This window comes from Pseudomonas sp. USTB-Z, assembly GCF_019691255.1.
Lineage (GTDB): Bacteria > Pseudomonadota > Gammaproteobacteria > Pseudomonadales > Pseudomonadaceae > Aquipseudomonas > Aquipseudomonas alloputida.
Map to the genome: position 1 here is coordinate 94,673 of NZ_JAECZP010000006.1, position 22,577 is coordinate 117,249.

The following is a 22,577-nucleotide window of genomic DNA, read 5'->3' on the forward strand; positions in this document are numbered from 1 at the left end:
GTTCGTAGGAAGTGCATCAGGCAAAAACAGGAGTTAGGTCGACACTGCGCGTGTGCGTCCAACATGTCGACCAGGTGGCGATCTGGTACGACCAGTTTTTGTAGGCAACTGTCCGAAGTCCCTTTGGCTCAAGCCTTCGCGGGGATAGACTGAGGCACGTCTTCCTGCAACTTCAGGCTGGTAGTACCAGTTAATCAGGGGTCACGATGGAAAACTCGCACTCGGGCAAACAAGAAAAAACCCAAGTGGCAGACCAGGTCGCCGAACGCATTGAGCGTTTGATCGTGGATGGAGTGATCAAAGTAGGGCAGGCCCTGCCTTCCGAGCGTAGGCTCATGGCCAAAATGGGTTGCTCTCGTTCCGCGCTTCGAGAGGGGCTTAGGGTATTGCGTGGGCGCGGCATAATCGACACTGAGCATGGGCGCGGCTCATTCGTCGCAGATCTTTCCAATACTGAAACGACGCCGCCGATGATGTACCTCTTCAGCTCTCAGCGTCGAACGCTGTATGACCTCTTGGAGGTAAGGGCGTTACTCGAAGGTGAGTCCGCACGGCTCGCCGCATTGCGAGCAACGGACGTGGATCGCTTGCTAATTCGTAAGCGGTACGAAGAAATGCTAGCTGCTCATTCCGACCCTCAACAGCATGATCCGAAACAGCAGGCTAAGCTCGACCATGCTTTCCATCGAGCAATCAGTGAAGCCTCTCATAACCCGGTGCTCGTCCACACGCTCCAGGGGCTGAGTGACTTGACCCTCAACACTGTTTTCGCGTCCGTGAATAACCTCTATTGCCGGCCTCCGCAAAAGCGGCAGATCGACAGGCAGCATTCTCGGCTTTATCACGCGGTAATTGAACAGCTTCCGGAGCAGGCTCTGCGGGCCGCACGCGACCATATCCACAGCATTAGGGACAGCCTGCGTGAAATCGAGGAAGAAGAGCAGAGGTTAGTGCGCTCGACGATGCGCCTGGAGGGATGGCACTGAATTGGCGTGCCTGGCATCGTCTGGCGCGGTAGGGTGGTTTAAGAGAGCGGATTTTTAGGTCGCTTGGCTGAGCAGTAGTGCGGACTACTCCCCAGCCAAGCTGTCCCTTAGCGCTTATCGCGAATTGAGAAATTCGCCATATGCTCCAAGCCTTTGATCAACGCTGAGTGATCCCACTCGCCACCGCCCAAAGCAACACAGGTGCTGAAGACCTGCTGTGCGTTCGAGGTGTTAGGAAGATTCAGACCCAGCTCCTTGGCACCTTGCAGAGCCAGGTTGAGGTCTTTTTGATGCAGGTTGATGCGGAAACCAGGGTCGAACGTCCCTTTGATCATGCGCTCGGCATGAACCTCCAAGATCTTCGATGAGGCGAAGCCGCCCATGAGCGCCTCGCGAACCTTGGCTGGATCTGCGCCATTTTTGGACGCAAACAGCAAAGCTTCGCTGACAGCCTGAATGTTGAGCGCGACGATGATCTGGTTGGCCACTTTAGCGGTTTGGCCATCGCCGTTGCCGCCGACGCGATTGATGTTTTTGCCCATCACTTCAAAGAGCGGATACGCCCGATCGAATGCTGCTTGAGGGCCACCGACCATGATGCTCAGAGTGCCGGCTTTGGCGCCGACTTCACCGCCCGATACTGGTGCGTCGAGATAGCTTGCACCTGTGGCGTTGATCTTCTCAGCGAATACTTTGGTGGCAGTTGGAGAGATCGAGCTCATGTCGATCACGAGCTTATTAGGGCTGATCCCTTCTGCAACACCGTTCTCGCCGAACAGGACGCTTTCGACCTGGGGCGTGTCGGGAACCATCACGATGATGAACTCTGCTTCCTGGGCAACCTCTTTAGGGTTCGCCAGCCTAACTGCGCCGGCGCTAATGAGGTCATCCGGTGCGGAGCCGTGATGCGTCGATACGTAAATCTGGTGACCTGCTTTTTGCAGGTTCAAAGCCATGGGGCGACCCATGATGCCGGTGCCAATGAAGCCGATCTTAGCCATGATTCATTCCTTACATTTACGCAGTTCTGCATTTCAAGAGCGATGGCTGGAGCCTATCGCTCAATCGAAAGTGAATTGCTCAAATCACGTTATGGCTTTTCAGCCAACCTAGTCCCGCCTCGGTCGTGGTCAGCGGCTTGTACTCCGCACCTACCCAACCCTGATAGCCGATTCGATCCAAGTGTTCGAACAGGAAGCGATAATTGATCTCGCCAGTGCCGGGCTCATTGCGACCTGGATTGTCGGCCAGTTGAATGTGATTGATCACGCTCAGGTTGGCTTCCATTGTGCGGGCTAGATCACCTTCCATGATTTGCATGTGATAGATGTCGTATTGCAGGTATAGGTTGTCGCTGCTCACTTTGTTACGGATGTCGAGCGCTTGCCTGGTGGTGTTGAGATAGAAGCCCGGAATGTCTCGGGTATTGATCATCTCCATTACCAGGCGGATGCCAGCTGCCTTCAGCTTGTCAGCGGCATACTTCAGGTTGTTGATGAACGTCATTTCCAGCAACTCAGCGTCCACACCCTGTGGCGCGATTCCCGCCAAGCAGTTGATTTGGCGGTTGCCGAGAACCTTGGCGTACGCGAGGGCTTTATCCACACCAGCGCGGAACTCGTCGACACGATCAGGATGGCAAGCAATGCCTCGCTCACCGTTGGCCCAATCGCCTGCTGGCAGATTAAAGAGCACCTGCGTGAGCCCGTGCTTTTCCAGCTGCTGCCAGATTTGCTCTGCTGGGAAGTCGTATGGGAACAGGTATTCAACGCCGGCGAAGCCGGCGTTGGCTGCAGCACCGAAGCGGGCAAGGAAATCATGCTCGGTGAACAGCATAGAAAGGTTGGCTGCTAAACGTGGCATTTGGCTGTCCTCCAAAAACTCAGGAATTGCTCAGCGGCATGATCGAAGTCGGCGCGTCGCTTGCGAATACCGCCAGCTCTTCGAACTCGTTGACTGCATCGATTTCTGTGCCCATGGAAATGTTGGTGACTCGCTCCAGGATCACTTCAACCACAACCGGCACGCGGTGCTCTTGAGCCATGCGTTGTGCCTCTCTCAGAGCAGGGGCAATCTCAAACGGCTCGAACACGCGAATCGCTTTACAGCCCAGGCCCTCAACTACAGCGACATGATCCACGCCATAGCCATTGAGCTCTGGTGCGTTGATGTTCTCGAACGCCAGCTGAACGCAATAGTCCATCTCGAAGCCGCGCTGTGCTTGACGAATCAGCCCCAGGTACGAGTTGTTTACCAGAACGTGGACGTACGGCAGGTTGAACTGCGCGCCTACTGCCAATTCCTCGATCATGAACTGGAAGTCGTAGTCACCAGACAGAGCGACGACTTGGCGGCTTGGGTCAGCTTTCACCACCCCCATCGCTGCCGGAATAGTCCAGCCCAGCGGGCCCGCTTGACCACAGTTGATCCAGTGACGCGGCTTGTACACATGCAGGAATTGCGCACCGGCGATCTGCGAAAGGCCAATGGTGCTGATGTAGCAGGTATCTTTGCCAAAAACCTGATTCATCTCTTCGTACACGCGCTGCGGCTTGACCGGTACGTTGTCGAAATGCGTCTTACGCTGCAGTGTGGCTTTGCGCTGCTGGCAGCTTTCCAGCCATGCCTGGCGTGATTTCAGCTTGCCAGCGGCTTTCCACTCGCGAGCGACTTCAAGGAACATGTCCAGTGCTTTGCCGGCGTCGGATACGATGCCGAGGTCGGGCGTGAAAACGCGACCGATCTGGGTCGGCTCAATGTCGACATGCACGAACTTGCGGCCTTTCGTGTAAACGTCAACCGAACCGGTATGACGGTTAGCCCAGCGGTTGCCAATACCGAACACGAGATCCGATTCCAGCAATGTCGCGTTGCCGTAACGGTGTGAAGTCTGCAGACCAACCATCCCGACCATTTGGGCATGGTCGTCAGGGATGCTGCCCCAGCCCATCAGGGTAGGGATGACCGGCACGCCGGTGAGCTCGGCAAACTCAACCAGCTTATCACTGGCGTCTGCGTTGATGACGCCTCCACCAGACACGATCAGCGGACGCTCGGCTTCATTGAGCAACGTCAGCGCTTTTTCAGCCTGAATGCGGGTCGCGCTCGGCTTGTGCACCGGCAGCGGTTCATAGGCAGCGATGTCGAACTCGATCTCGGCCATCTGAACGTCGAACGGCAGGTCGATCAGCACAGGGCCAGGGCGGCCTGTACGCATCTCGTAGAACGCCTTTTGAAACGCATAAGGCACCTGCCCGGGCTCAAGTACGGTGGTCGCCCATTTGGTCACCGGCTTGACGATGTTGGTGATATCGATAGCTTGGAAGTCTTCTTTGTGCAGGCGTGCACGTGGCGCTTGGCCGGTGATGCAGAGAATTGGTATCGAGTCTGCAGAAGCGCTATACAGGCCAGTCACCATGTCGGTACCTGCAGGGCCGGAGGTGCCGATGCACACACCAATGTTGCCGGGGTTGGCACGGGTGTAGCCTTCCGCCATGTGCGAGGCGCCCTCCACGTGACGTGCGAGGACATGATCGATGCCACCGACTTTCTGAAGTGCCGAGTACAGTGGGTTGATGGCAGCGCCCGGGATACCGAAAGCGGTATCGACGCCTTCACGACGCATCACCAGGACGGCGGCGTCGATTGCTCTCATTTTGGACATACTCATTCCTCCAGGAAATCGATATCTTTTTGTGGTTAGCTCTAGTCTGGAGGAGCGGGATCATGGGTTGAAGATCCCAAAATGAGTTTCTGTCGATATAAAAGGTATCGAATGGCACGGTTTACTGAGTTGCAGAGCTTCATCCAAATTGCGCAGAAGGGAAGCTTTGCCGCTGCGGCGTTAAGTGAGGGCGTGACGCCGGCCATGCTTGGCAGGCGGCTGGATTCGTTGGAGAAACGATTGGGGGTGAAGCTGATGCATCGCTCCACACGCGGACTCCATCTCACAGAGCTAGGTGAGCAGCTTTTGGAGCGTGCCAAGGATCTAGTGCGTGAATTCGATGAGATGGAGGCGAGCATTAGCAACAGTGCCAAACTGGTGACGGGGAACCTGCTAGTGTCAGCACCTGCTGCCTTCGGCAGGCTTCATGTCGCGCCTCATGCGCTTGGGTTCCATCAGAAATTCCCAAACCTGAAACTGTCATTCAATCTGACCGATAGCCTGGTCGACCTGGTTGGAGAAGGGTACGACTTGAGCATTCGGATCGGCTGGGTCACAGATCCAAACTACGTAGCCGTGAAGCTCTACTCGAACCGTAGGGTGGTTTGCGGTACGCCGGAGTATTTCGAAAAATACGGCAAGCCTACGAGGCTGGAGCAACTGGTTGATCACAACTGCTTGGCGTTCACCTCCCAAGGTGGGCAGCCACGCGGCTGGACATTCCAGCGAGATGGAAAGCAGGTAGCAATGAGGGTAAGCGGGAGCATGGCTTGCAATGATGGCGAGCTGCTCTTCTCATGGATGAGGCAGGGGCTGGGGATAGGATGGCGATCTACATGGGAAATACATCGCGAATTGGAAAGCGGGGAGCTTGTGACGGTGCTGGACGAATTTGCGTTGCCTGACTATGACATTCAAGCCGTCTATCCGCAGCAACGTTTCCTTCCTGCCAAGGTGCGCCACTTCATTGATTACCTGAAAATGGTCTATCAGGAGCCGGATTACTGGCGGTGAAAAGGGGGCGGATCAGATCCGCCCCCGCACACATTAATTCTTCAGCAGGAACGCAGCCTCAATCTCGACCGCCATGCCCGATGGCAGTGAAGATGCGCCCGTCGCGATACGCGCGTGTTGGCCGGCTACACCAAGCACTTTGGCAATCAGGTCAGAGGCTGCATCCAGCACCTGCGAATGTGCGGTGAAATCTTCTGCGCAGTTCACCACGCCCGCCAGGCGCACGGCGGATACCACCTTTGATGGGTCATCGCCTGTGGCATTTGCCAAATGGCTGATGATGTTGAGGGCGCATAACTTGGCTGCCTCTCGACCTTCCTCGATGGAGATGTCTCGGCCTACTCGACCAGAGTATTTCAGCTCGCCGTTCAAGCGTGGAGCCTGACCGGCGACGAAGAGGAAGTCGCCGGCTTTGATGGCAGGGACGTAGCTACCACGCGGCGGATTTACTGGAGGGAGCTCCAAGTTGAATTCACGCAGAGCCTCGGTAAAGGTTTTATAGGTCACTTGATTTGTCTCCAGTCGCCTTGGTCGCCTTTCCAGTTGATCGAATGGCCCATCGCGCGCATCACGCTGCCGCGCAGTGCTCTGACCATCCCTTCGTATTCACGCATCGCGATACCGTCATGCGCCGGCTCTGGCCCCATGAACATGCCATCCACACCGCCGTGTGCGATGCAGAGTTCAGTGCTGCGGGTTTCGATTTCTGGCTCGTGGAAGACCACCGGATTTTCCAGCAGAGCAGAAAGGGCCGCGACGACTCCGGTTGCGCCCCAGTTAGAGATGTTGGAGATCACCAGCCACTCTGCAGCTGTAACGGCACCTACGCCGCCACGACCTGGAATGCCGCAGTCCGCTGCTTTAGGTGAGAAGGTAGGCAGCTCCTTCTTGATTACACCCATTCCCAGTTCGTTACCGCCATCTCCGATAGCCAGGGTCATGAGCCCTTGCTTTTTGGCCGAGTTGAACAGGTAATCTAGGTCTCCGACCATGCCATCCAAAGGGCGGCCACCCAGGCCGTGATACAGACCATTCACGTTGCAACCTGGGCGCTCGATAGAAAGCAGGAGCGAAGGCTGAGTGATGCTCAGAAGGTCATCGCTGGCTTGATGGCAAGCCTTCTTCTCCTTGGAGACCGGTTTGATATACACCGGACGCAGGTACTCGATGTAATCGGCTTTACCGGACTCAGGCAGCAGGCGAGGGGCCAGCCCGGTGCCGCGACAGGTCGCCATCATCATCTCGACCCAATCTTCATCGATAACGATGACGGTCATCACGCCCAGACCCAGGAAAATAGCGCGGGCGAGCAAGGCCGCGCCGATAGGGCCATCGGTCTCTGGAACACCACCACCTTCAGGGAATCCGGTTGCGATCGCAATGGGGCGATCCGGGTGCGATTTGGCCGCTTCAACCAGGCGCTCAGCGGCGCCCATGCAGCAGAATCCAGGCTGATTTATTTGTAGGGCTTCGTACAGTTTGGAGATGAGACCGACGCCGGTGTAGTCGATCTTCATGAAGTCGTCGATGGTCTGCGCGACCCGTTGATATTGGGCGCTATCAGGCTTGAGCATAAGAGCTCCTTTCGATTTTTAAATGAATGCTTTAGTCGACAGTGATGATTTCTGCGTAAAGCTCGGGGTCAACGTTGCCGCCGCTCAGCACGACTACGGTTGTACGGTTGCGGGTCTCGATACGCCCTTCAAGAACGGCGGCCAGACCTACGGCTCCGCCTGGCTCCAAGACGAGCTTCAACTTGTCATATGCAACCCGCATCGCTTTACGGACTTCGTCATCGGTGACGACCAAGCTGCTGGCAAGCAGGCGTTGGTTAATATCGAACGTGAGGTCACCTGGGGTTACCACCTGCAGGGCATCGCAGATGGATTTCGCACCTGGCGCGTTGCTTTCGCGCTTGCCGCTTGCCAGCGAGCGAGCCAGCTCATCGAACCCTGACGGTTCAACTGCGTAGACCTGGGTGCGCTCGTTTTTGGTACGAACAGCGGTAGCCACGCCTGCGATCAGGCCGCCCCCGCTGCATGCGGCGAGAACGCTATCTGCCTCGATGCCCATCTCTTCGAGGTCTTGCATGATCTCCAGACCCACAGTGCCCTGGCCGGCGATGATGAATGGGTCGTTGTAGGGAGGAACCATGGTTGCGCCGGTGCGGTTAGCAATTTCAGCCCCGATGGCTTCTCGGTCGTCCTTCTGGCGATCATAGAGAATGACAGTTGCGCCATTGGCTCGGGCACCTTTGATCTTGGCTTGTGGAGCATCAGACGGCATGATGATCGTGGCGGGGATGCCCAGGATGCGAGCAACCGCCGACGTCGCAAGAGCGTGGTTACCTGAAGAGAAGGCAACCACCCCTGCGCGCTGTTGCTTTGCGGACAACTGAAGCAAACGGTTGCACGCTCCACGGAATTTGAATGAAGCAGTACGTTGCAGTACCTCTGGCTTGAACAACAACCGACCGCCTACGAGCTCATTTAGCTCTGGGTTCTCCAGCAGATGCGTTCGCGCTGCGTAACCTTGAATTCTGACTGCTGCATCCTCGATGTCCTTCAGTGTAGGAGGAAGCGGTCGGTCACCCTTTTCAATGCTGGACATATCAACACCTTCATATTTTTGGAAAAAAGCGCTCGCCCTCACGCTGAAAGAGAGTGTATGGATGTGGTTCAAAAGCTGTAAATTAAATAAAAATGACCATGTCCGTTAAGAAAAGTTGAACAGATGTCTGGAGGGACTGATGAATACAAAGCTTCTTGAGACGTTTGTAGAGCTAGCTCACACGCCGCATTTGAGAAAATTGGCAGAGCGGCTGCATGCCACGCCTTCCGCGCTCTCCATGAGAATGAAAAATCTTGAAGAGCAGCTAGGGGTAGAACTTTTCACCTCTGATAATAAAATGCTTTCACTGACTGAGGAGGGTAGACGGTTATTACCTTACGCAGAGGCAGCAATCTCTTCCCTCGACGATTTCCTGAGTGCCGCGACGCAGCTGTCAGGCATTGGTGGTGTTGTGCGGATTGGCTTGATTGAAACCGCTGTGTATACGCTGCTTCCTGAGCTGGTGAAACGCACCAAAACTGAGCTGCCAAATGTTAGTGTAACTTGGGTTGTGGGGTTGACTGCGGATCTTGTTGAGCAGCTGAATAAGGGGGAGCTTGACTTGGTATTGTCGCTTGATAAGCAGCCTCAGAGTCCTTATGCCGTCTCTGAAAAACTGCTCACCCTCTCGACCAAGTGGATTGGCAAGCCTGGTTTGGTCGATAACCTGGCTGATGAGTCTTTCATTTTCTCCCACCAAATACTCACGCCGATGAGCAACACTACGCCGTCCGATGATGCTGCCCGGACGGTACAGAAGCTGGCCTTCAAATATGGCATCAGCCCCACGACCATTCAGCTGTCCAGCTCACCTTCGATATCGGCGCTGATCACGCTGATTAGAAATGGCATTGGTATCGGTGTTCTGCCTGCCGTCCTGGTGCAGGAGCATCTGGCCAGTGGCGAGCTTGAGATCTTGCCAGTGACTGCTCCACCTCCCATGGTCATTCATCGGTGGCATCTGACCAATGCGGGTTCGCCCACCTTGGGGGTGGCCGAACTGGTTTCACAGGTGGCCCTGGAGCAGGAGGGTTGTCACGAGTGAGTCTGAATTCATGGCTTTCATCTTAAGGTCTCGCGGTGTTGTGATAGGGCGCACACCGCCTACTGATAACCGGCCATTATCACAGACAATAGGTAATGAAAATTTGACGTTATCGAAGGGCGGCGCGAGGATGATCCACAGCGCGATGAGCACGCTCAACACGATGTTGAAATGTTGGATGGAGCGCTCGATTGACTCCGAGTGAATCATTAGCATCTGTGTGCACTAAGCCGAGTATCCATCATAACAAAAAATGTAGCGCTTCACTTGGGTAATCACTACTGCCGTTTACTAAAGTTGCGCTTACGAGTCGAGGAGAAAGGAAGAAATGGCTATGAGTATTGAGGCTTCCGAAAGCGTCGGAGACGCCGCAGTCAGTCAGAAAAAGTTGTCGGGCAATATGGGGGCCCTGAGTTTGGCTATGACGGTACTGGCCTTCTCTGCACCGCTTACCACAGTTGCGGGATACATTCCGGTTTCTTTAATGTTTGGAGGCGTGGCGAGCCCGCTTCTGTTCGTTGTCGTCGCCTCGGTCATGTTGTTGTTCGGTATTGGTTACATAACGCTCAATAACATGGTTCGTCGATCCGGTGACTTCTACTCGTTCATCACTTATGGCTTGGGGAAATCAGCAGGTCTTGGAGCAGGGCTCACAGCTGCAGTTTCCTATTTCGTACTTCTCGCAGGCATCACTTCCTACTTCGGTGTCGCGTGTTCTGATTTCCACCGAGGACTTACAGGCTCAGCTTTCCCTTGGTATTTCTACTCTCTGACTTGCTGGGTCATCGTGGGTATTCTTGGTTACCTTCACGTTGAGCTCTCGGCAAAGGTGCTGCTGTGGGTCATGTTGTCGGAGATCGTTGTGTGCCTGGGCTTCGCTTTCGGGGTGTTGAGCATCGGTGGTGATACGGGTATGGCGGCGTCTGCACCCTTCTCGCCAAGTGAGCTTTCCAAGGAAGGTGTGAACATTCCTTTCGCGATGCTGTTCGCTGTATCGTTCTTCATGGGCTTCGAAGCTACCGCGCTGTACCGTGATGAAGTGCGAGACCCCGACAAGACTATCCGCCGCGCTACGTACGGGTCGATCATCTTCATCGGCGCGATGTACACCGTATGTGCTTATGCGTTGGTCACCGCTTATGGTGAGAATGTGCAGCAGATTGCCACTGATTCCCCTGCCACCATGTTCTCCCTTGCTTTCAGCAAGTACATCGATGGTCGCTTCCAGGTGATCGTTACCATCCTGGTGCTCACTTCGGCCTTTGCATCGGCCCTTTCTACTCACAACGTCCTTTCGCGTTACCTCTTCAATCTGGGTACGGATCGGGCCCTTCCAAAATTCCTCAGCAACATTCATGTGAAGCACTCGTCTCCATTCGCTGCTTCGATGTCTGTATCAACGATGGTACTCTGCGTACTCATGCCGTTCATTGTGATCGGCGCAAAACCCGAGCTTCTGTACGGCCAGCTTTCCGGCGTAGGTACTTCGGGGGTGATCATCCTGATGGCAGTGGTCAACCTGTCTGCTCTGACTTGGTATGTGCGCAAGGGGCGTCACGGTGGGGTCAGCTTTGCAAAAGCTTTCCTGGCTCCAATCATTTCGGGCATCTTCTTCGTCGGATTGGTTACCCTGGTTGCCTACCACTTCGACCTGCTGGTAGGTGGTGAGCCTGGTGAACGTACCTGGATGCTGCTCTGCTTGATCGGTGTACTGATTGCCGGTATGGGGCTGGCTCAATACTTCAAGGCCGTGCGCCCCGAAGTCTATGAGCGACTGGGGAGAAACCCTGCAGCCTGACAATAAAAAACGGAGCCTCGGCTCCGTTTTTTTACACCCGCCAATATTCGGCTGCGACCTTTTGGGCAAGCTGAGCAACCATCCTGTTCAGGGGCATGTCTGCGCGCTCGATGAAGCTGGCAGTGAACGACATGACTGGCATTTCATGGGTGGAGGAGACGGTGTGGAGCTTGCCGCTGGCCAGTTCATCAAACACGGCGTGCTCGGGTATGGCTGCTATGCCAATCCCATCCATTGTCATGCGTACGATCGAGGACAGCGAGGAGTTTGAGAAAAGCCTTACCTTGTGAAGCCCTTTGCGATCAAACATGTCTTTGAGCTGCCAGTACGGGCGCGTATTCCTGGCATACGTGATCACGGGGTGGGCTGCGATCTCTTCGAGCGTCAGCGGCTTATCGCCCAGTTCTAGCTTGGGCGATTTGATCCAGCTCATCGGGTAGCTGCACAGGGGAAGATTCTCCGCGTTACCGATGTTCACCGGGCCCATCAGCAAGGCCACGTCCAGTGTGCAATCTGCGAGTCCGGTGGTCATGTTTGCGGTGCTGTCGACCACGACATCTAAAGTGATTTCGGGATATTCCTGGCTTAGCTGTTTCAAAAGGTCTGAGAGCCAAGTGTGCACGATGGTGTCAGACGCGCCCAGGCTGACGGTGCCACTCAGGCCTTTACGGCCTGCAACAGCCTCAACCATTTCGCTCTCAAGCGCGATCATGCGCTCGGCATAGGTCAGCAGCTCCCGTCCTTGAGCTGTCAGAAAACACCCGCGCTTATCTCTCTCGAATAACCGCCCATTGAGCTGTCTTTCAAGCTGCGCGATACGCGCAGACACGGCTGGCTGCGAGGTATGAAGCTTGTCTGCTGCTTTGTGAAATCCGCCCAGCTGCGCAACCGCATAGAAGGTTTGAAGGCTTCGGAGATCGATCATGCTGCGCCTCTTTATCTAATTGTGTGGCGCGGTGTGGGGCTTGCCCTAGAGGGCTCGCCGCTGCCGAGCCGGCTGATACGTTACCGCAGAAAACAAGAAAATGGCTTAGGTGGGACGGCTTTTTTTGCGGGGCAGGCCAGCCCTTACCGATAAGAACACGTTATCTCTGACAATCCGCAATCGCAATTGGACGTTATCAGGGTATCGCGAGACGATTGGGTCACGAGGCGATCACTGTCACCCAGGAATCGGATGACCACTAGGGTGCCCTCGGCGAAAGAGAGCGTTGGACTGTGACGCACAATAACGACAAAACAAGTTGCAATACTCAAATGAGGAGAAGTGGAATGTTCTCGCCGCATTTGCCCCGCGAACGGCTGCTGGAAGCCTATCGCACTATGCAAACGATTCGCTGTTTCGAAGAGCGTGTGATTAACGAGATGGGTACCGGTGACATCCCGGGGAGTACCCACCTCTACGCCGGCCAGGAGGCAAGCGCGGTCGGCGTATGCATGCACCTCACCGATGAGGATTACATTTCGTCGACGCACCGTGGCCATGGCCACTGCATCGCTAAAGGTTGCGATATCAACGCGATGATGGCCGAGCTGTTCGGCCGAGTCACTGGTACTTGTGGGGGTAAAGGTGGATCTCAGCACATTGCCGATCTGCGCAAGGGTATGTTGGGTGCTAACGGCATCGTGGCCGGGGGCGCTCCCATCACCTGCGGTGCCGCACTGAGTGCGAAACTGCAGAATACGGATCGAGTTGCGATTGCCTTTGCAGGCGATGGCGCCATGAACGAAGGCGCAATGGCCGAGAGTCTCAACCTGGCCAAAATCTGGATGCTGCCAATCATCTTTGTGATTGAAGACAACGGCTTCGGCGAAGCGACCGCTAACGAATTCGTTTCTGCGGGCAGCTTCGTACGTCGTGCCGAAGGCTATGACATCCCTTCTACCGAAATTGATGGCACGGATGTTTTCAAGGTCTACACCATTGCTGGTGAGGCGATTGCCCGTGCCCGCTCAGGTGGTGGCCCATCCCTTCTGCATATTCATGTGCCGCGTTACTACGGGCACTACAGTGGCGATCCGGATACCTATCGTACCCCGGAAGAGAAGAAGATCATGCGTCAAGAACAAGACTGCCTGATCAAATTCCGCAGCAAAGTGACGAAAGAGTCCCTCGCAGATGTGGCTGCTCTGGACGCTATTGACGAAGAGGTTACGGTTGCTGTGAACGAATCTGTTGCATTCGCACGCGCTTCTGAATTCCCTCCAGTTTCTGCTCTCACCACCGACGTCTACGTGAAGTACCAGTAAGGAGCGCATCATGGCTAAAATTTCTTTCCGTCAGGCGCTGAACGATGCATTGCACCTGGAGATGCAGCGTGATCCGCGCGTGATCATGATGGGCGAAGACCTTACTGGTGGCGCTGGTGCAAACGGTGTCAAGGATGCTTGGGGTGGTGCGTTCGGCGTCACCCGCGGCTTGCTCGGTGAGTTTGGCCCAGAGCGTGTTCGCGACACTCCGATCAGCGAAACCGCGTTCATTGGTGCTGCAGCGGGTGCTGCTCTGACCGGTATGCGACCGATCGCTGAGCTGATGTTCGTCGACTTCGCTGGGGTGTGCCTCGATCAGATCGTTAACCAGATCGCCAAATTCCGCTACATGTTTGGTGGTCACGCTCGTACGCCGTTGGTAATCCGAGCCACCTACGGTGCAGGCACACGTTCTGCGGCTCAGCACACCCAAGCCTTTTACCCGATCTTCACTCATGTGCCCGGCCTTAAGGTAGTGATTCCATCGAATCCCTACGACGCCAAGGGGCTGCTGCTTCAAGCCATTCGGGATGATGACCCTGTCATCTTCCTGGAGAACAAAATGCTGTACGACACCATGGGTGAAGTCCCCGATGGCGCTTACACCGTGCCATTTGGTGAGGCCCGCGTAGTGCGCGATGGTAAGGACGTGATGATCGTGGCCATCGGTCGTATGGTTCATATTGCGGAAGAGGCTGCTCGCAAGCTCCAGTCTGAAGGCATTTCTGCGTGCATTATCGATCCGCGAACCACTTCGCCGCTCGACGAAGAAACGCTGATGGACTTCGCCGACGAAATCGGTCGTGTCGTCATTGTGGATGAAGCAAACCCGCGTTGTGGCATGGCTGCAGATATTTCGGCAATGCTCGCCGACAAGTGTTTCGACTCGCTTCGCGCACCGATCAAGATGGTTACCGCCCCGCACACGCCGGTTCCTTATGCGCCCAATCTTGAGGACGCATATGTACCGAATGCCGATGCGATCATCAAAGCGGTCAAGTCGATTGTTGAGAGGTAAGCAGTATGTCGATTGAAGCAGTCACAATCCCCAAATGGGGCATGACAATGACTGAGGGTCTTGTCGCCGAATGGCTGGTAGCCGAAGGCGACGAGGTTACCCGGGGTCAGGAAATCATTGAAGTAGAGTCGACCAAAACCACCAATGCGGTGGAATCAGCTGCCAGCGGCATTCTGCGTCGTATCGTCGTTCAGGTCGGTGTCACTGCACCGGTTGGCGCTCTGGTCGGCGTCATCGCTGATGCCTCGGTGAGCGATGAAGAAATCGAAGCATTTATTGCATCGTTCGCTGATGGCACTGGTGCCGCTGCAGAAGAAGATTTGAACGCACCGAGCGTTAAGGAAGTTGATGTTGGTGACGGTCGAGTTGTGAATGTGCTGACCATGGGGGGCGATGGCGATGACACTGTTGTCCTGGTGCACGGTTTTGGTGGTGACCTATCCACTTGGTTGTTCAACCAGGATGCCTTCGCTCAAGGGCACCGTGTGGTTGCAGTGGATCTTCCAGGTCATGGCGCTTCCACCCCGATTCAGGGCGACAGAGTTTTCGACGATCTGGTCAATGCGGTAGAGCGTGCGCTCGAATCGGTTGCGCCTGGCAAGATGCATATCGTTGCTCACTCCTTCGGCGGCGCTGTCGCTGCAGCTCTTGCTGCTCGGCAACCCGATCGGATCGCTTCTCTGTCACTCATTGCTCCGGTAGGTCTAAGCAAGCAGATCAACAAGTCGTTCCTGGACGACTTCATCTCGGCTGAGCGTCGCAGGCCGCTGAAGGATGTCTTGGAGCGTCTGCTTGCCGATCCGTCGAAAATCAGCAACGACATGATCGAAGGTACTCTGCGCTTCAAGAGGCTTGAAGGGGTTCCTGAGGCCCTGTCGGCGATACGCGACACTATCGTTGATGCCGAAGGTCAGCAGCGTCACTGGATCGCAGGGACGATCGCTGACTTCAATGGCCCCGTAGCGCTTATCTGGGGCCATAAGGATCAGATCGTACCTCTGCCGGGTGATACACAGATTCCGTCTCAGGCCAAGCTGAGCATCATCAGTGGCGCAGGTCATATGCCGCAGATGGAAGCTGCATCGGAAGTTAACTCGCTCGTTCTGGAGAACATTTCCCGAGCGAAGTGATGCATAACGCCATTGCTAATAAAGCGATGGCGTACTTCAAATAAAATATTTGAGCGAGGTTAATATGACCGATCGTTTGGCGGGTAAGCTCGTCCTTCTTACAGGCGGCGTAGCTAATATCGGGCTCGCTATTTTGGAGTCCTTTGTTCAAGAAGGCGCGAAAGTAGCAGTTGTAGATATCGATGCGGAGCGTGGTTCAAAAGTTGAGAAGCGCTTCCCAGGCGTTGTAAAGTTTTTCCGTGCTGACCTTAGTAGTGAGACTGATGTCCGGTCGGTGGTAGGTAAGGCTGCAGATTGGTTGGGAGGTATCAATACTCTATGCTTGAATGCAGGTATTCAGCTCTCCGGCAATGTTTCTGATTTTTCCACTGAGGCCTGGGACAAGGTCTATGACATCAATGTGCGCTCTAGCTTTATCTTCGTGCAGGAGGCCTTGACTCACTTGCGGAAAGCTAAGAAATCGTCCGTTGTCATGATGTCTTCGTTGGCTGGTAAGCGCGGCGCACCTGGCCTGACATGCTACTCGTCTTCTAAGGCTGCAGTGATTGGTATGGCAACGACTATGGCGATCGAGTTGGCCAAGGATGGTGTGCGTGTCAATGCTGTTTGTCCTGGTTGGATAGACACTCCATTCAATGCGCCGGTAATCGACTTCATCGGCGGTAGAGAGAAGCAAGAAGCGCTGGTTAAGTCGCTGATTCCGCTTGGTCGTCAAGCGACCGCTGATGAGGTTGCACCGTTGTTCGTATTCTTGGCTTCGGACGAGTCCTCTTACATTACAGCCCAGGCAATTAATGTTTGTGGCGGTGTGTACAACTAGGTCAGTAGGAGAGTTCACAATGTTGATTAAACACGAACTTGCCATGGCCGCTCTGCAGGCTGGTATCAAGCGGGCCAAAGAACTCGATCAGCGCTCTTGTCTGTCGATCGTTGATGCAGGCGGTCATCTTGTTGGCTTCATCCGTGTCGATGATGCTGCCTTCGGTACGATCGAGGTGGCGACTAACAAGGCATACACCGCCGCAGCGCTGCGCAATCCGACAGATGCCTGGATGGCGATTACGCAGCCAGGGCAGGAGCTTTATGGGCTTGAGCGCTCCTGCGCACGTCCATTCGTGGTGTTCGGTGGTGGTCTGCCAGTAACCATCAACGGTGTGGTTGTGGGTGGTGTCGGCGTATCCGGTGGGCCGGAAGCAGCTGACGTTGAGATCGCGAAAGCAATGGTCGACGTCCTGCAAGCCCAGTAAGCGGTTTGAGTCGTTCACTTAGGTGCCAGAATGGAACCAATTAAAACAATGCAAGCGAAGTCTGCCGCTGAAGTAAGGCAGATGATCCGTGCTGGTGACCTGCGGGTTCCAACGAGCGGTTTCGCTGATGGATTTATGCAAGCCAATTTGATGATTCTGCCAAAGCGGTTTGCGGATGATTTCAAGGTCTTCTGCGATCTGAACCCTAAGAGCTGCCCGCTGGTCGCTATGGGGAAGCCAGGTGACCCGACTCTTCCGCTGGCTGGTGAGATAGATATCCGTACGGACGTCGCGCGTTATCGCGTCTATAGGAACGGCGTTCATACCGAAACCGTTGATTCGCTGGTTGACCTGTGGCGGGACGATTTCGTGACGTTCGCCTTGGGCTGTTCGTTTTCTTTCGAGAACGCAATTCTCAATGCGGGCATCGAGATCCAGCACATTAGCGCTAATCGAAATGTACCCATGTACATCACCAACCTCCCTACAGAAGGGTACGGGCCGTTTAAAGGGTCGATGGTAGTGTCCATGCGAGCTTTCCGCCCGAAAGACACGATCAAGGCCATTGTCCTGTCCGAGCGTTTCCCGCTCGCTCATGGCGCTCCGGTTCACATTGGTGACCCATCGCTCATCGGGATCAAGGACATTGATCGCCCTGACTTCGGTGATGCGCCTGTTTATCGTGATGGAGATATCCTAGGCTTCTGGGCTTGTGGTGTCACTCCGCAGATGGCCATCAAGCAAGCAGGCGTTGATATTGCTATCACGCATGAGCCAGGTTACATGCTAGTGACTGACCTTCCTGCCGATTCGCCAGATCTGTCTGTGGCTTAGTGTCAACTAAAGAGGTATTTGTGATGTCTGAGCATTTTGCAAAAGTTATCTGGGCGGCGGCTGAGCACAAAGATAAGTCCGGCACCTACAGTCGTGACCTGGAAGTTGAATTTAGTAGCCAAGTAAAAGTGTCGGCTTCCGCAGCGGCTGATTACTTGGGCTCTCCTGATAAGGCTGATCCTGAGCAGTTGCTGGTAAGCGCACTCGCGAGTTGTCATATGCTGTACTTCCTGGCTATCTGCGAAGGACAGGGGTACGTTGTTTCGAAGTATATTGATAATGCTAAAGGGGTTGTTGCTAACCGTGAGGAAGGCGGATTTTGGGTCTCTGAGATCACGCTGAGTCCACAGGTTGAGTTCAGTTCGGAGAAGCAGCCTGATCGGACGGCTTTGGAACGTTTGCATCACCGGGCTCATAAAGGGTGCTTCATCGCTAATTCGATTAAGACCGTTGTCAAAGTCGAGATTGCTTAATACTTAACAAGCTAGGAGTAAAGATGATGGGTAAACTGTATGTTGTTGCTGTGACCCACTCTCAGCCAGGCAAAGAGGCCGAGCTTCAAAAGGCACTGCTGGAGCTGGTCGCTTACGCTAAAACCGAGCCAGGGTTTGTGAAATATGACCTTCACGTTTCGGAAGAAAATCCAGGTGAATTCCTGTTCTACGAGATCTGGGACGATCAAAAGTCGCTGGATCTGCATTCCAGTACTGACAATATGAAAGCTTTCGGTGAAAAGTACGGTCACTTGGTCAAGTCGTCTTCGCTGAGCAAATATCAGTTGCTGTAATTGCTTGATCCGCCAACGTGATCTTCAGTAGGTGAGCAGGGATATGGTAAAAATTGACCTCAATAGCGACCTCGGCGAAAGCTTTGGCCCATGGGCAATGGGAGACGATACGTCCATGTTGGACATCGTCACCAGTGCGAACATCGCGTGTGGTTTTCACGCGGGTGACCCCGCTGGCATCCTTTCAGTGCTGAAAGAAGCCGTTGCGCGTGATGTCGTTATTGGAGCTCACGTTGGTTACCGAGACCTGGTTGGTTTCGGTCGGCGGGTGATGGAGCCTTCTAGTTCAGAGTTGATAGGTGATGTGATCTATCAGATTGGCGCTTTAGAAGGCTTAGCCAGGGCGGCAGGAACCACTATCAGCTATGTAAAACCTCATGGTGCACTGTACAACACCATCGCCAAGGATCGCAGGCAAGGCGCAGATGTGATTGCTGCAATCAAGGCGGTGAATCCCTCGCTTGCTTTGCTTGTCCTGGCAGGAGCCCCCATCGTCGAACAAGCTCGCGAAGCGGGCTTAAAGGTTGTGTGTGAGGCTTTTGCTGACCGAGCCTACAACAGTGATGGATCGCTTGTTAACCGCCGCATAGCAGGTGCCGTAATCCATGATCCAGAGCTGATTACCAAACGGATGCTGAGATTGGTTCGAGAGGGTGTCGTTGAGGCCGTCGACGGTAGTATCGTGCCATTACAGGCGGATTCGATCTGTGTCCACGGCGACAATCCCGCAGCGGTTCAGACTGCTAAAGCTCTTCGCGATGCTTTCGAAATGAACAACGTTCATCTACGCAGTTTTGCAGGCGTGAGCGAGGGTTGATCGCATGTCTAAGACATTGCAGTTTCTTCCAGCGGGCTCAAATCGCTTCATCGTTGAGCTTGATGATCTTGAATCGACCATCGCTCTCGGTGACGCGCTCAAGGCGGCTTGCATCGAGGGCGTGGTCGAGGTCATACCAGGCGCTGTGACACTTCATGTGTCGTTCGACCCGCTTGCGACCTCAGCGCAAGAACTCTATGCGCAAATTTCCTCACTGCGGCCCCAGGTTGGTTGCCGTCGTTCGGGCGATCTCATTGAGATACCGATGATATATGACGGTGAAGATCTCGCATTTGTTGCCGGTTATCTGGGGTGGTCGATACCTGAGCTGATTCGCCGTCACCGTGCAGCAACTTTCACTGTTGCATTCACGGGATTCGCCCCTGGATTCGCTTACATGACATCTGACGATCCTGAGTTGGATGTCCCTCGTAGAGATAGCCCACGTGTGCGGATCCCTGCGGGCTCTGTTGCCCTCGCTGGGCGTTTCTGCGGTATTTATCCCACTGATACACCTGGTGGCTGGCAGCTGTTGGGCGCTACAACGATCCCGATGTGGGATGTAGATCGTGAGCAGGCGGCGCTATTGAAGCCCGGCGACCGGGTTCGCTTCGTCGAGGCCGTCACCGAGCAATTGCCAGTTCCGTCTGCCAAGGCCGAGTCGACTTCAAGCCCAACTCAGATCGCTAAAGGCTTAAAGGTCGTTAGCACTGATAGGCCATTGTTGTTCCAAGATTTAGGCCGGGCAGGGAACGCTCACCAGGGTGTCTCTCAATCGGGCGCAGCTGATCTGCAGGCGCTGCGTGACGCCAACTCTTTGGTCGGCAACCGCGAAGCAGCAGTGGCGCTCGAGGTAACCTATGGTGGTGCCGTTTTCAAGGCTGAGATTCCTGTGACTATGGCCATAAGTGGAGCTCCAGCGGGTCTCACGCTCACTACCGCGGATGGGCGTACCAGAACACTTCCCCCTCATGCTCCGATTGCATTGGATGCTGGTGACACCTTGGCCCTGAGTGTGCCAACGCAAGGTGTTCGAAGCTATGTTGCTCTGCGTGGTGGCTTTGCTGCTCCGAAAGTATTGGGGTCAGCGTCGACCGATACACTCGCGAAAGTTGGGCCAGGCCCGATCACTGCTGGCGTGAGCCTGCAGCCATCGAATGATCTGCGTGGCTCCGTTTCTGCATACGCGTCGCAGGCCCCCAATTTGCCTGCGAGTAGCGACATTGTGGTGCTCGACGTGGTGATGGGGCCGCGCACTGATTGGTTTACCCCTGAAGCGATTCGCACATTCACTGAGCAATCTTGGGCAGTAACACCAGAGTCGAACCGTGTGGGTGTTCGGCTCAATGGCGCAAGTGCGCTGTCTCGTGAGTGTGCTGACGAGCTTCCCTCGGAAGGCACTTCTCGGGGGTCGATTCAAGTACCACGCAATGGTCAGCCTGTGCTGTTTCTCGCAGATCACCCACTTACTGGCGGCTACCCGGTCATTGCCGTAGTAGCCGAGCATCACCTCTCATTGGCGGCGCAGATCCCGATTGGTGCACGCATCCGCTTTAACGCTATCGCTGGCTTTGATCCGCAAGTAAAGGAAATCGATCGATGAAGAAGTTACTCATCGCTAACCGAGGCGAAATCGCAATCCGGATTATCCGAGCTGCGAGGGATTATGGTGTGACTTCCGTTGCCATCTATTCGGACGTCGACGCATCATCCCTTCATGTGGAGCTGGCTGACGAAGCCTACGGTCTCGGCCCAGGTCGACCAGTCGACACTTATCTCAATATCCAGAAAATTGTTGAGCTCGCCAAACGTGCTGGGGCGGATGCGGTTCACCCTGGCTATGGTTTCCTCTCGGAGCGGGCAGAGTTCGCGCAGGCGGTGCTGGATGCCGGCTTGGCGTGGGTGGGCCCTTCTCCAGAGGTAATCCGGGCGTTGGGTGATAAGGTCGAAGCTCGACATATCGCGCAAGCTGTTGGAGCACCTTTGGTAAAAGGTACTCCAGGCCCGCTTGCGAATGCCCGTGAAGCGGTTGCATTTGCCAAAGAAGCTGGTTTGCCGCTTGCTATCAAGGCGGCGTTCGGTGGCGGCGGTCGCGGTATGAAGGTTGCGCATAAGCTGGAGGACGTGGGGCAGCTTTTCGATTCGGCGGTGCGTGAAGCGACTGAGGCGTTCGGACGTGGGGAGTGCTACGCCGAGCAATTCCTGGAACAACCTCGTCACATCGAAGCGCAGGTAATTGCCGATACCCATGGCAACACCGTGGTGCTTGGTACTCGCGACTGTTCACTGCAACGCCGCAATCAGAAACTGGTGGAAGAGGCGCCGGCGCCGTTCATCTCTGAAGAGCAGCGTGAAGCTATTCATAAGGCTGCCCGGGACATCTGCAGCCGAGCGGGCTACGTTGGTGCGGGTACTGTTGAATTTTTGCTTTCCCGTAACGGGACGATTTCGTTCCTGGAAGTGAACACCCGGCTTCAGGTTGAGCACCCTGTTACTGAAGTCACCACCGGCATCGATATCGTTGTTGAGCAGTTGCGTATCGCTGACGGACTTCCACTTTCGGTTCTGGAGACTCCGGTGTCCCGTGGGCATGCGTTCGAGTTTCGTATCAATGCCGAGGATCCTGGGCGTGGCTTCTTGCCCACACCAGGTCGTATTGAAAAGTTTCGTGCTCCATCGGGCCCTGGCGTTCGTCTCGACACGGGCGTGGAAAGTGGATCCTCCATCCCCGGGCTTTACGATTCTATGATGGCCAAACTCATCGTATTCGGTGAGAACCGTGAGCAAGCGGTAAACCGAGCTCGCCGGGCGCTGGCAGAATTCCAAATCGAAGGTTTGGCTTCTGTTCTTCCTTTCCATCGGGCTGTCATGGAGGAACCGAAGTTCAATGGCGCTGATTCGTTCGGCGTCTACACCAACTGGATTGAGACGGAGTTCCAAGGTTTGCCTCCGGCAGACCGTGTAGATTACGCGGAAGAAAAATTGGTTCGATGCGTAATTGAGATTGATGGAAAAATGCACCATCTCGGGGTTCCATCGGCACTGTTCTCATTTAGTAAAGCAAGTACTGAATCTCCCGTGGCGACGAAATCGGAAAATACTAATTCGGTAAGCTCTCCTATTCCAGGCACTCTGCAGCAGTGGCTTGTTGAAGATGGGGCGGTTGTTAATGAGGGCGAAACCATTGCTCTAGTCGAAGCGATGAAAATGGAAACTCAAGTGCTTGCCAAGCTAAACGGGAGAATCAATATTCTGGTGGGCGCCGGATCTACTGTTACGCTCGGTGAAGAATTAGCGACAATTGGCTAACTATTACGCCGGTTGGTCGGGTTGAGTAGGGTCGTGTAAGCCGGCACTCATTAAGGTAGTGTCCAACA

General features: G+C 54.9%; 22 protein-coding genes. 15 read left to right on the forward strand and 7 right to left on the reverse strand.

The genetic code is table 11. The features are described from left to right. The first annotated feature begins 206 nt into the window (after positions 1-206). Entirely contained in the window at positions 207-986 is a 780-nt protein-coding gene (glcC, locus tag I8746_RS09280) for a transcriptional regulator GlcC (protein ID WP_221100500.1), read from the forward strand. A gap of 107 nt (positions 987-1,093) precedes the next feature. On the opposite strand, the gene I8746_RS09285 is transcribed toward glcC, so the two are convergent. The 3 genes from I8746_RS09285 to gcl all read right to left on the reverse strand — a co-directional run bounded on the left by I8746_RS09285 (position 1,094) and on the right by gcl (position 4,650). Continuing rightward, a complete protein-coding gene (locus I8746_RS09285) occupies positions 1,094-1,987 on the reverse strand; it encodes a 2-hydroxy-3-oxopropionate reductase (RefSeq protein WP_221100501.1) in 894 nt (297 codons plus the stop codon). Between the two features lie 79 nt (positions 1,988-2,066). Next, positions 2,067-2,849, reverse strand: a complete 783-nt coding sequence (gene hyi, locus I8746_RS09290; protein WP_221100502.1) for a hydroxypyruvate isomerase — start codon at positions 2,847-2,849, stop codon at positions 2,067-2,069. Positions 2,850-2,868: 19 nt separating this feature from the next. Further along, entirely contained in the window at positions 2,869-4,650 is a 1,782-nt protein-coding gene (gcl, locus tag I8746_RS09295) for a glyoxylate carboligase (RefSeq protein WP_221100503.1), read from the reverse strand. 111 nt (positions 4,651-4,761) lie between these two features. Here gcl and I8746_RS09300 point away from each other — a divergent pair, with 111 nt between their 5' ends. Next, a complete protein-coding gene (locus I8746_RS09300; RefSeq protein ID WP_221100504.1) occupies positions 4,762-5,664 on the forward strand; it encodes a LysR family transcriptional regulator in 903 nt (300 codons plus the stop codon). Between the two features lie 33 nt (positions 5,665-5,697). Here I8746_RS09300 and I8746_RS09305 read toward each other — a convergent pair whose 3' ends face one another. From I8746_RS09305 to I8746_RS09315, 3 genes are read right to left on the reverse strand one after another with little or no spacing between them, the layout of a single operon-like run. Next, positions 5,698-6,171 carry a RidA family protein gene (locus tag I8746_RS09305; RefSeq protein WP_221100505.1) on the reverse strand — a complete coding sequence of 158 codons (474 nt, stop codon included), beginning with the start codon at positions 6,169-6,171 and terminating at the stop codon, positions 5,698-5,700. Continuing rightward, entirely contained in the window at positions 6,168-7,238 is a 1,071-nt protein-coding gene (locus tag I8746_RS09310; protein WP_221100506.1) for a DUF4392 domain-containing protein, read from the reverse strand. Before I8746_RS09310 ends, I8746_RS09305 begins: the two co-directional genes overlap by 4 nt. 31 nt (positions 7,239-7,269) lie before the next feature. Then, complete coding sequence (locus tag I8746_RS09315; RefSeq protein WP_221100507.1) at positions 7,270-8,274, reverse strand: threonine/serine dehydratase; 1,005 nt, start codon at positions 8,272-8,274, stop codon at positions 7,270-7,272. A gap of 139 nt (positions 8,275-8,413) precedes the next feature. Between I8746_RS09315 and I8746_RS09320 the strand changes: the two genes are divergently transcribed. Then, complete coding sequence (locus I8746_RS09320) at positions 8,414-9,319, forward strand: LysR family transcriptional regulator (protein ID WP_221100508.1); 906 nt, start codon at positions 8,414-8,416, stop codon at positions 9,317-9,319. A 334-nt stretch (positions 9,320-9,653) separates the two neighbouring features. Beyond that, positions 9,654-11,117 (forward strand): APC family permease, encoded by a 1,464-nt coding sequence (locus tag I8746_RS09325; protein WP_221100509.1) that lies wholly within the window; start codon positions 9,654-9,656, stop codon positions 11,115-11,117. Between the two features lie 31 nt (positions 11,118-11,148). On the opposite strand, the gene I8746_RS09330 is transcribed toward I8746_RS09325, so the two are convergent. Next, positions 11,149-12,042, reverse strand: a complete 894-nt coding sequence (locus I8746_RS09330) for a LysR family transcriptional regulator (RefSeq protein ID WP_221100510.1) — start codon at positions 12,040-12,042, stop codon at positions 11,149-11,151. A 347-nt stretch (positions 12,043-12,389) separates the two neighbouring features. Here I8746_RS09330 and I8746_RS09335 point away from each other — a divergent pair, with 347 nt between their 5' ends. From I8746_RS09335 to I8746_RS09385, 11 genes are all read left to right on the forward strand, one after another. Then, entirely contained in the window at positions 12,390-13,367 is a 978-nt protein-coding gene (locus I8746_RS09335; protein ID WP_259674105.1) for a thiamine pyrophosphate-dependent dehydrogenase E1 component subunit alpha, read from the forward strand. 7 nt (positions 13,368-13,374) lie between these two features. After that, a complete protein-coding gene (locus I8746_RS09340; RefSeq protein WP_311044812.1) occupies positions 13,375-14,385 on the forward strand; it encodes an alpha-ketoacid dehydrogenase subunit beta in 1,011 nt (336 codons plus the stop codon). 5 nt (positions 14,386-14,390) lie between these two features. Then, positions 14,391-15,515, forward strand: coding sequence for an acetoin dehydrogenase dihydrolipoyllysine-residue acetyltransferase subunit (locus I8746_RS09345; protein WP_221100512.1), 1,125 nt, complete (start codon positions 14,391-14,393; stop codon positions 15,513-15,515). A 64-nt stretch (positions 15,516-15,579) separates the two neighbouring features. Beyond that, positions 15,580-16,335, forward strand: coding sequence for an SDR family NAD(P)-dependent oxidoreductase (locus I8746_RS09350; RefSeq protein ID WP_221100513.1), 756 nt, complete (start codon positions 15,580-15,582; stop codon positions 16,333-16,335). A 19-nt stretch (positions 16,336-16,354) separates the two neighbouring features. Then, positions 16,355-16,762, forward strand: coding sequence for a heme-binding protein (locus tag I8746_RS09355; RefSeq protein WP_221100514.1), 408 nt, complete (start codon positions 16,355-16,357; stop codon positions 16,760-16,762). Between the two features lie 30 nt (positions 16,763-16,792). Next, on the forward strand, positions 16,793-17,596 hold the full coding sequence (locus I8746_RS09360; protein ID WP_259674106.1) for a putative hydro-lyase: 804 nt from the start codon (positions 16,793-16,795) through the stop codon (positions 17,594-17,596). 23 nt (positions 17,597-17,619) lie between these two features. Continuing rightward, positions 17,620-18,069 (forward strand): OsmC family protein, encoded by a 450-nt coding sequence (locus tag I8746_RS09365; protein ID WP_221100515.1) that lies wholly within the window; start codon positions 17,620-17,622, stop codon positions 18,067-18,069. 23 nt (positions 18,070-18,092) lie between these two features. After that, positions 18,093-18,383, forward strand: coding sequence for a putative quinol monooxygenase (locus tag I8746_RS09370; protein WP_221100516.1), 291 nt, complete (start codon positions 18,093-18,095; stop codon positions 18,381-18,383). A gap of 43 nt (positions 18,384-18,426) precedes the next feature. After that, positions 18,427-19,200, forward strand: coding sequence for a LamB/YcsF family protein (locus I8746_RS09375; protein ID WP_221100517.1), 774 nt, complete (start codon positions 18,427-18,429; stop codon positions 19,198-19,200). Positions 19,201-19,216: 16 nt separating this feature from the next. Next, positions 19,217-20,803, forward strand: coding sequence for an urea amidolyase family protein (locus tag I8746_RS09380; RefSeq protein WP_221100584.1), 1,587 nt, complete (start codon positions 19,217-19,219; stop codon positions 20,801-20,803). Further along, the gene (locus I8746_RS09385; RefSeq protein ID WP_221100518.1) at positions 20,800-22,509 is read left to right on the forward strand and encodes a biotin carboxylase N-terminal domain-containing protein; all 1,710 of its coding nucleotides are present in this window, start codon (positions 20,800-20,802) and stop codon (positions 22,507-22,509) included. The genes I8746_RS09380 and I8746_RS09385 overlap by 4 nt, the downstream gene beginning before the upstream one ends. The last annotated feature ends 68 nt before the right edge of the window (positions 22,510-22,577 follow it).

Coding starts and splice junctions, on each gene's coding strand:
- glcC (WP_221100500.1), top strand. CDS start 207: ATGGAAAACTCGCACTCGGGCAAACAAGAAAAAACCCAAGTGGCAGAC.
- I8746_RS09285 (WP_221100501.1), bottom strand. CDS start 1,987: ATGGCTAAGATCGGCTTCATTGGCACCGGCATCATGGGTCGCCCCATG.
- hyi (WP_221100502.1), bottom strand. CDS start 2,849: ATGCCACGTTTAGCAGCCAACCTTTCTATGCTGTTCACCGAGCATGAT.
- gcl (WP_221100503.1), bottom strand. CDS start 4,650: ATGTCCAAAATGAGAGCAATCGACGCCGCCGTCCTGGTGATGCGTCGT.
- I8746_RS09300 (WP_221100504.1), top strand. CDS start 4,762: ATGGCACGGTTTACTGAGTTGCAGAGCTTCATCCAAATTGCGCAGAAG.
- I8746_RS09310 (WP_221100506.1), bottom strand. CDS start 7,238: ATGCTCAAGCCTGATAGCGCCCAATATCAACGGGTCGCGCAGACCATC.
- I8746_RS09315 (WP_221100507.1), bottom strand. CDS start 8,274: ATGTCCAGCATTGAAAAGGGTGACCGACCGCTTCCTCCTACACTGAAG.
- I8746_RS09320 (WP_221100508.1), top strand. CDS start 8,414: ATGAATACAAAGCTTCTTGAGACGTTTGTAGAGCTAGCTCACACGCCG.
- I8746_RS09325 (WP_221100509.1), top strand. CDS start 9,654: ATGAGTATTGAGGCTTCCGAAAGCGTCGGAGACGCCGCAGTCAGTCAG.
- I8746_RS09330 (WP_221100510.1), bottom strand. CDS start 12,042: ATGATCGATCTCCGAAGCCTTCAAACCTTCTATGCGGTTGCGCAGCTG.
- I8746_RS09335 (WP_259674105.1), top strand. CDS start 12,390: ATGTTCTCGCCGCATTTGCCCCGCGAACGGCTGCTGGAAGCCTATCGC.
- I8746_RS09345 (WP_221100512.1), top strand. CDS start 14,391: ATGTCGATTGAAGCAGTCACAATCCCCAAATGGGGCATGACAATGACT.
- I8746_RS09350 (WP_221100513.1), top strand. CDS start 15,580: ATGACCGATCGTTTGGCGGGTAAGCTCGTCCTTCTTACAGGCGGCGTA.
- I8746_RS09355 (WP_221100514.1), top strand. CDS start 16,355: ATGTTGATTAAACACGAACTTGCCATGGCCGCTCTGCAGGCTGGTATC.
- I8746_RS09360 (WP_259674106.1), top strand. CDS start 16,793: ATGGAACCAATTAAAACAATGCAAGCGAAGTCTGCCGCTGAAGTAAGG.
- I8746_RS09365 (WP_221100515.1), top strand. CDS start 17,620: ATGTCTGAGCATTTTGCAAAAGTTATCTGGGCGGCGGCTGAGCACAAA.
- I8746_RS09370 (WP_221100516.1), top strand. CDS start 18,093: ATGATGGGTAAACTGTATGTTGTTGCTGTGACCCACTCTCAGCCAGGC.
- I8746_RS09375 (WP_221100517.1), top strand. CDS start 18,427: ATGGTAAAAATTGACCTCAATAGCGACCTCGGCGAAAGCTTTGGCCCA.
- I8746_RS09385 (WP_221100518.1), top strand. CDS start 20,800: ATGAAGAAGTTACTCATCGCTAACCGAGGCGAAATCGCAATCCGGATT.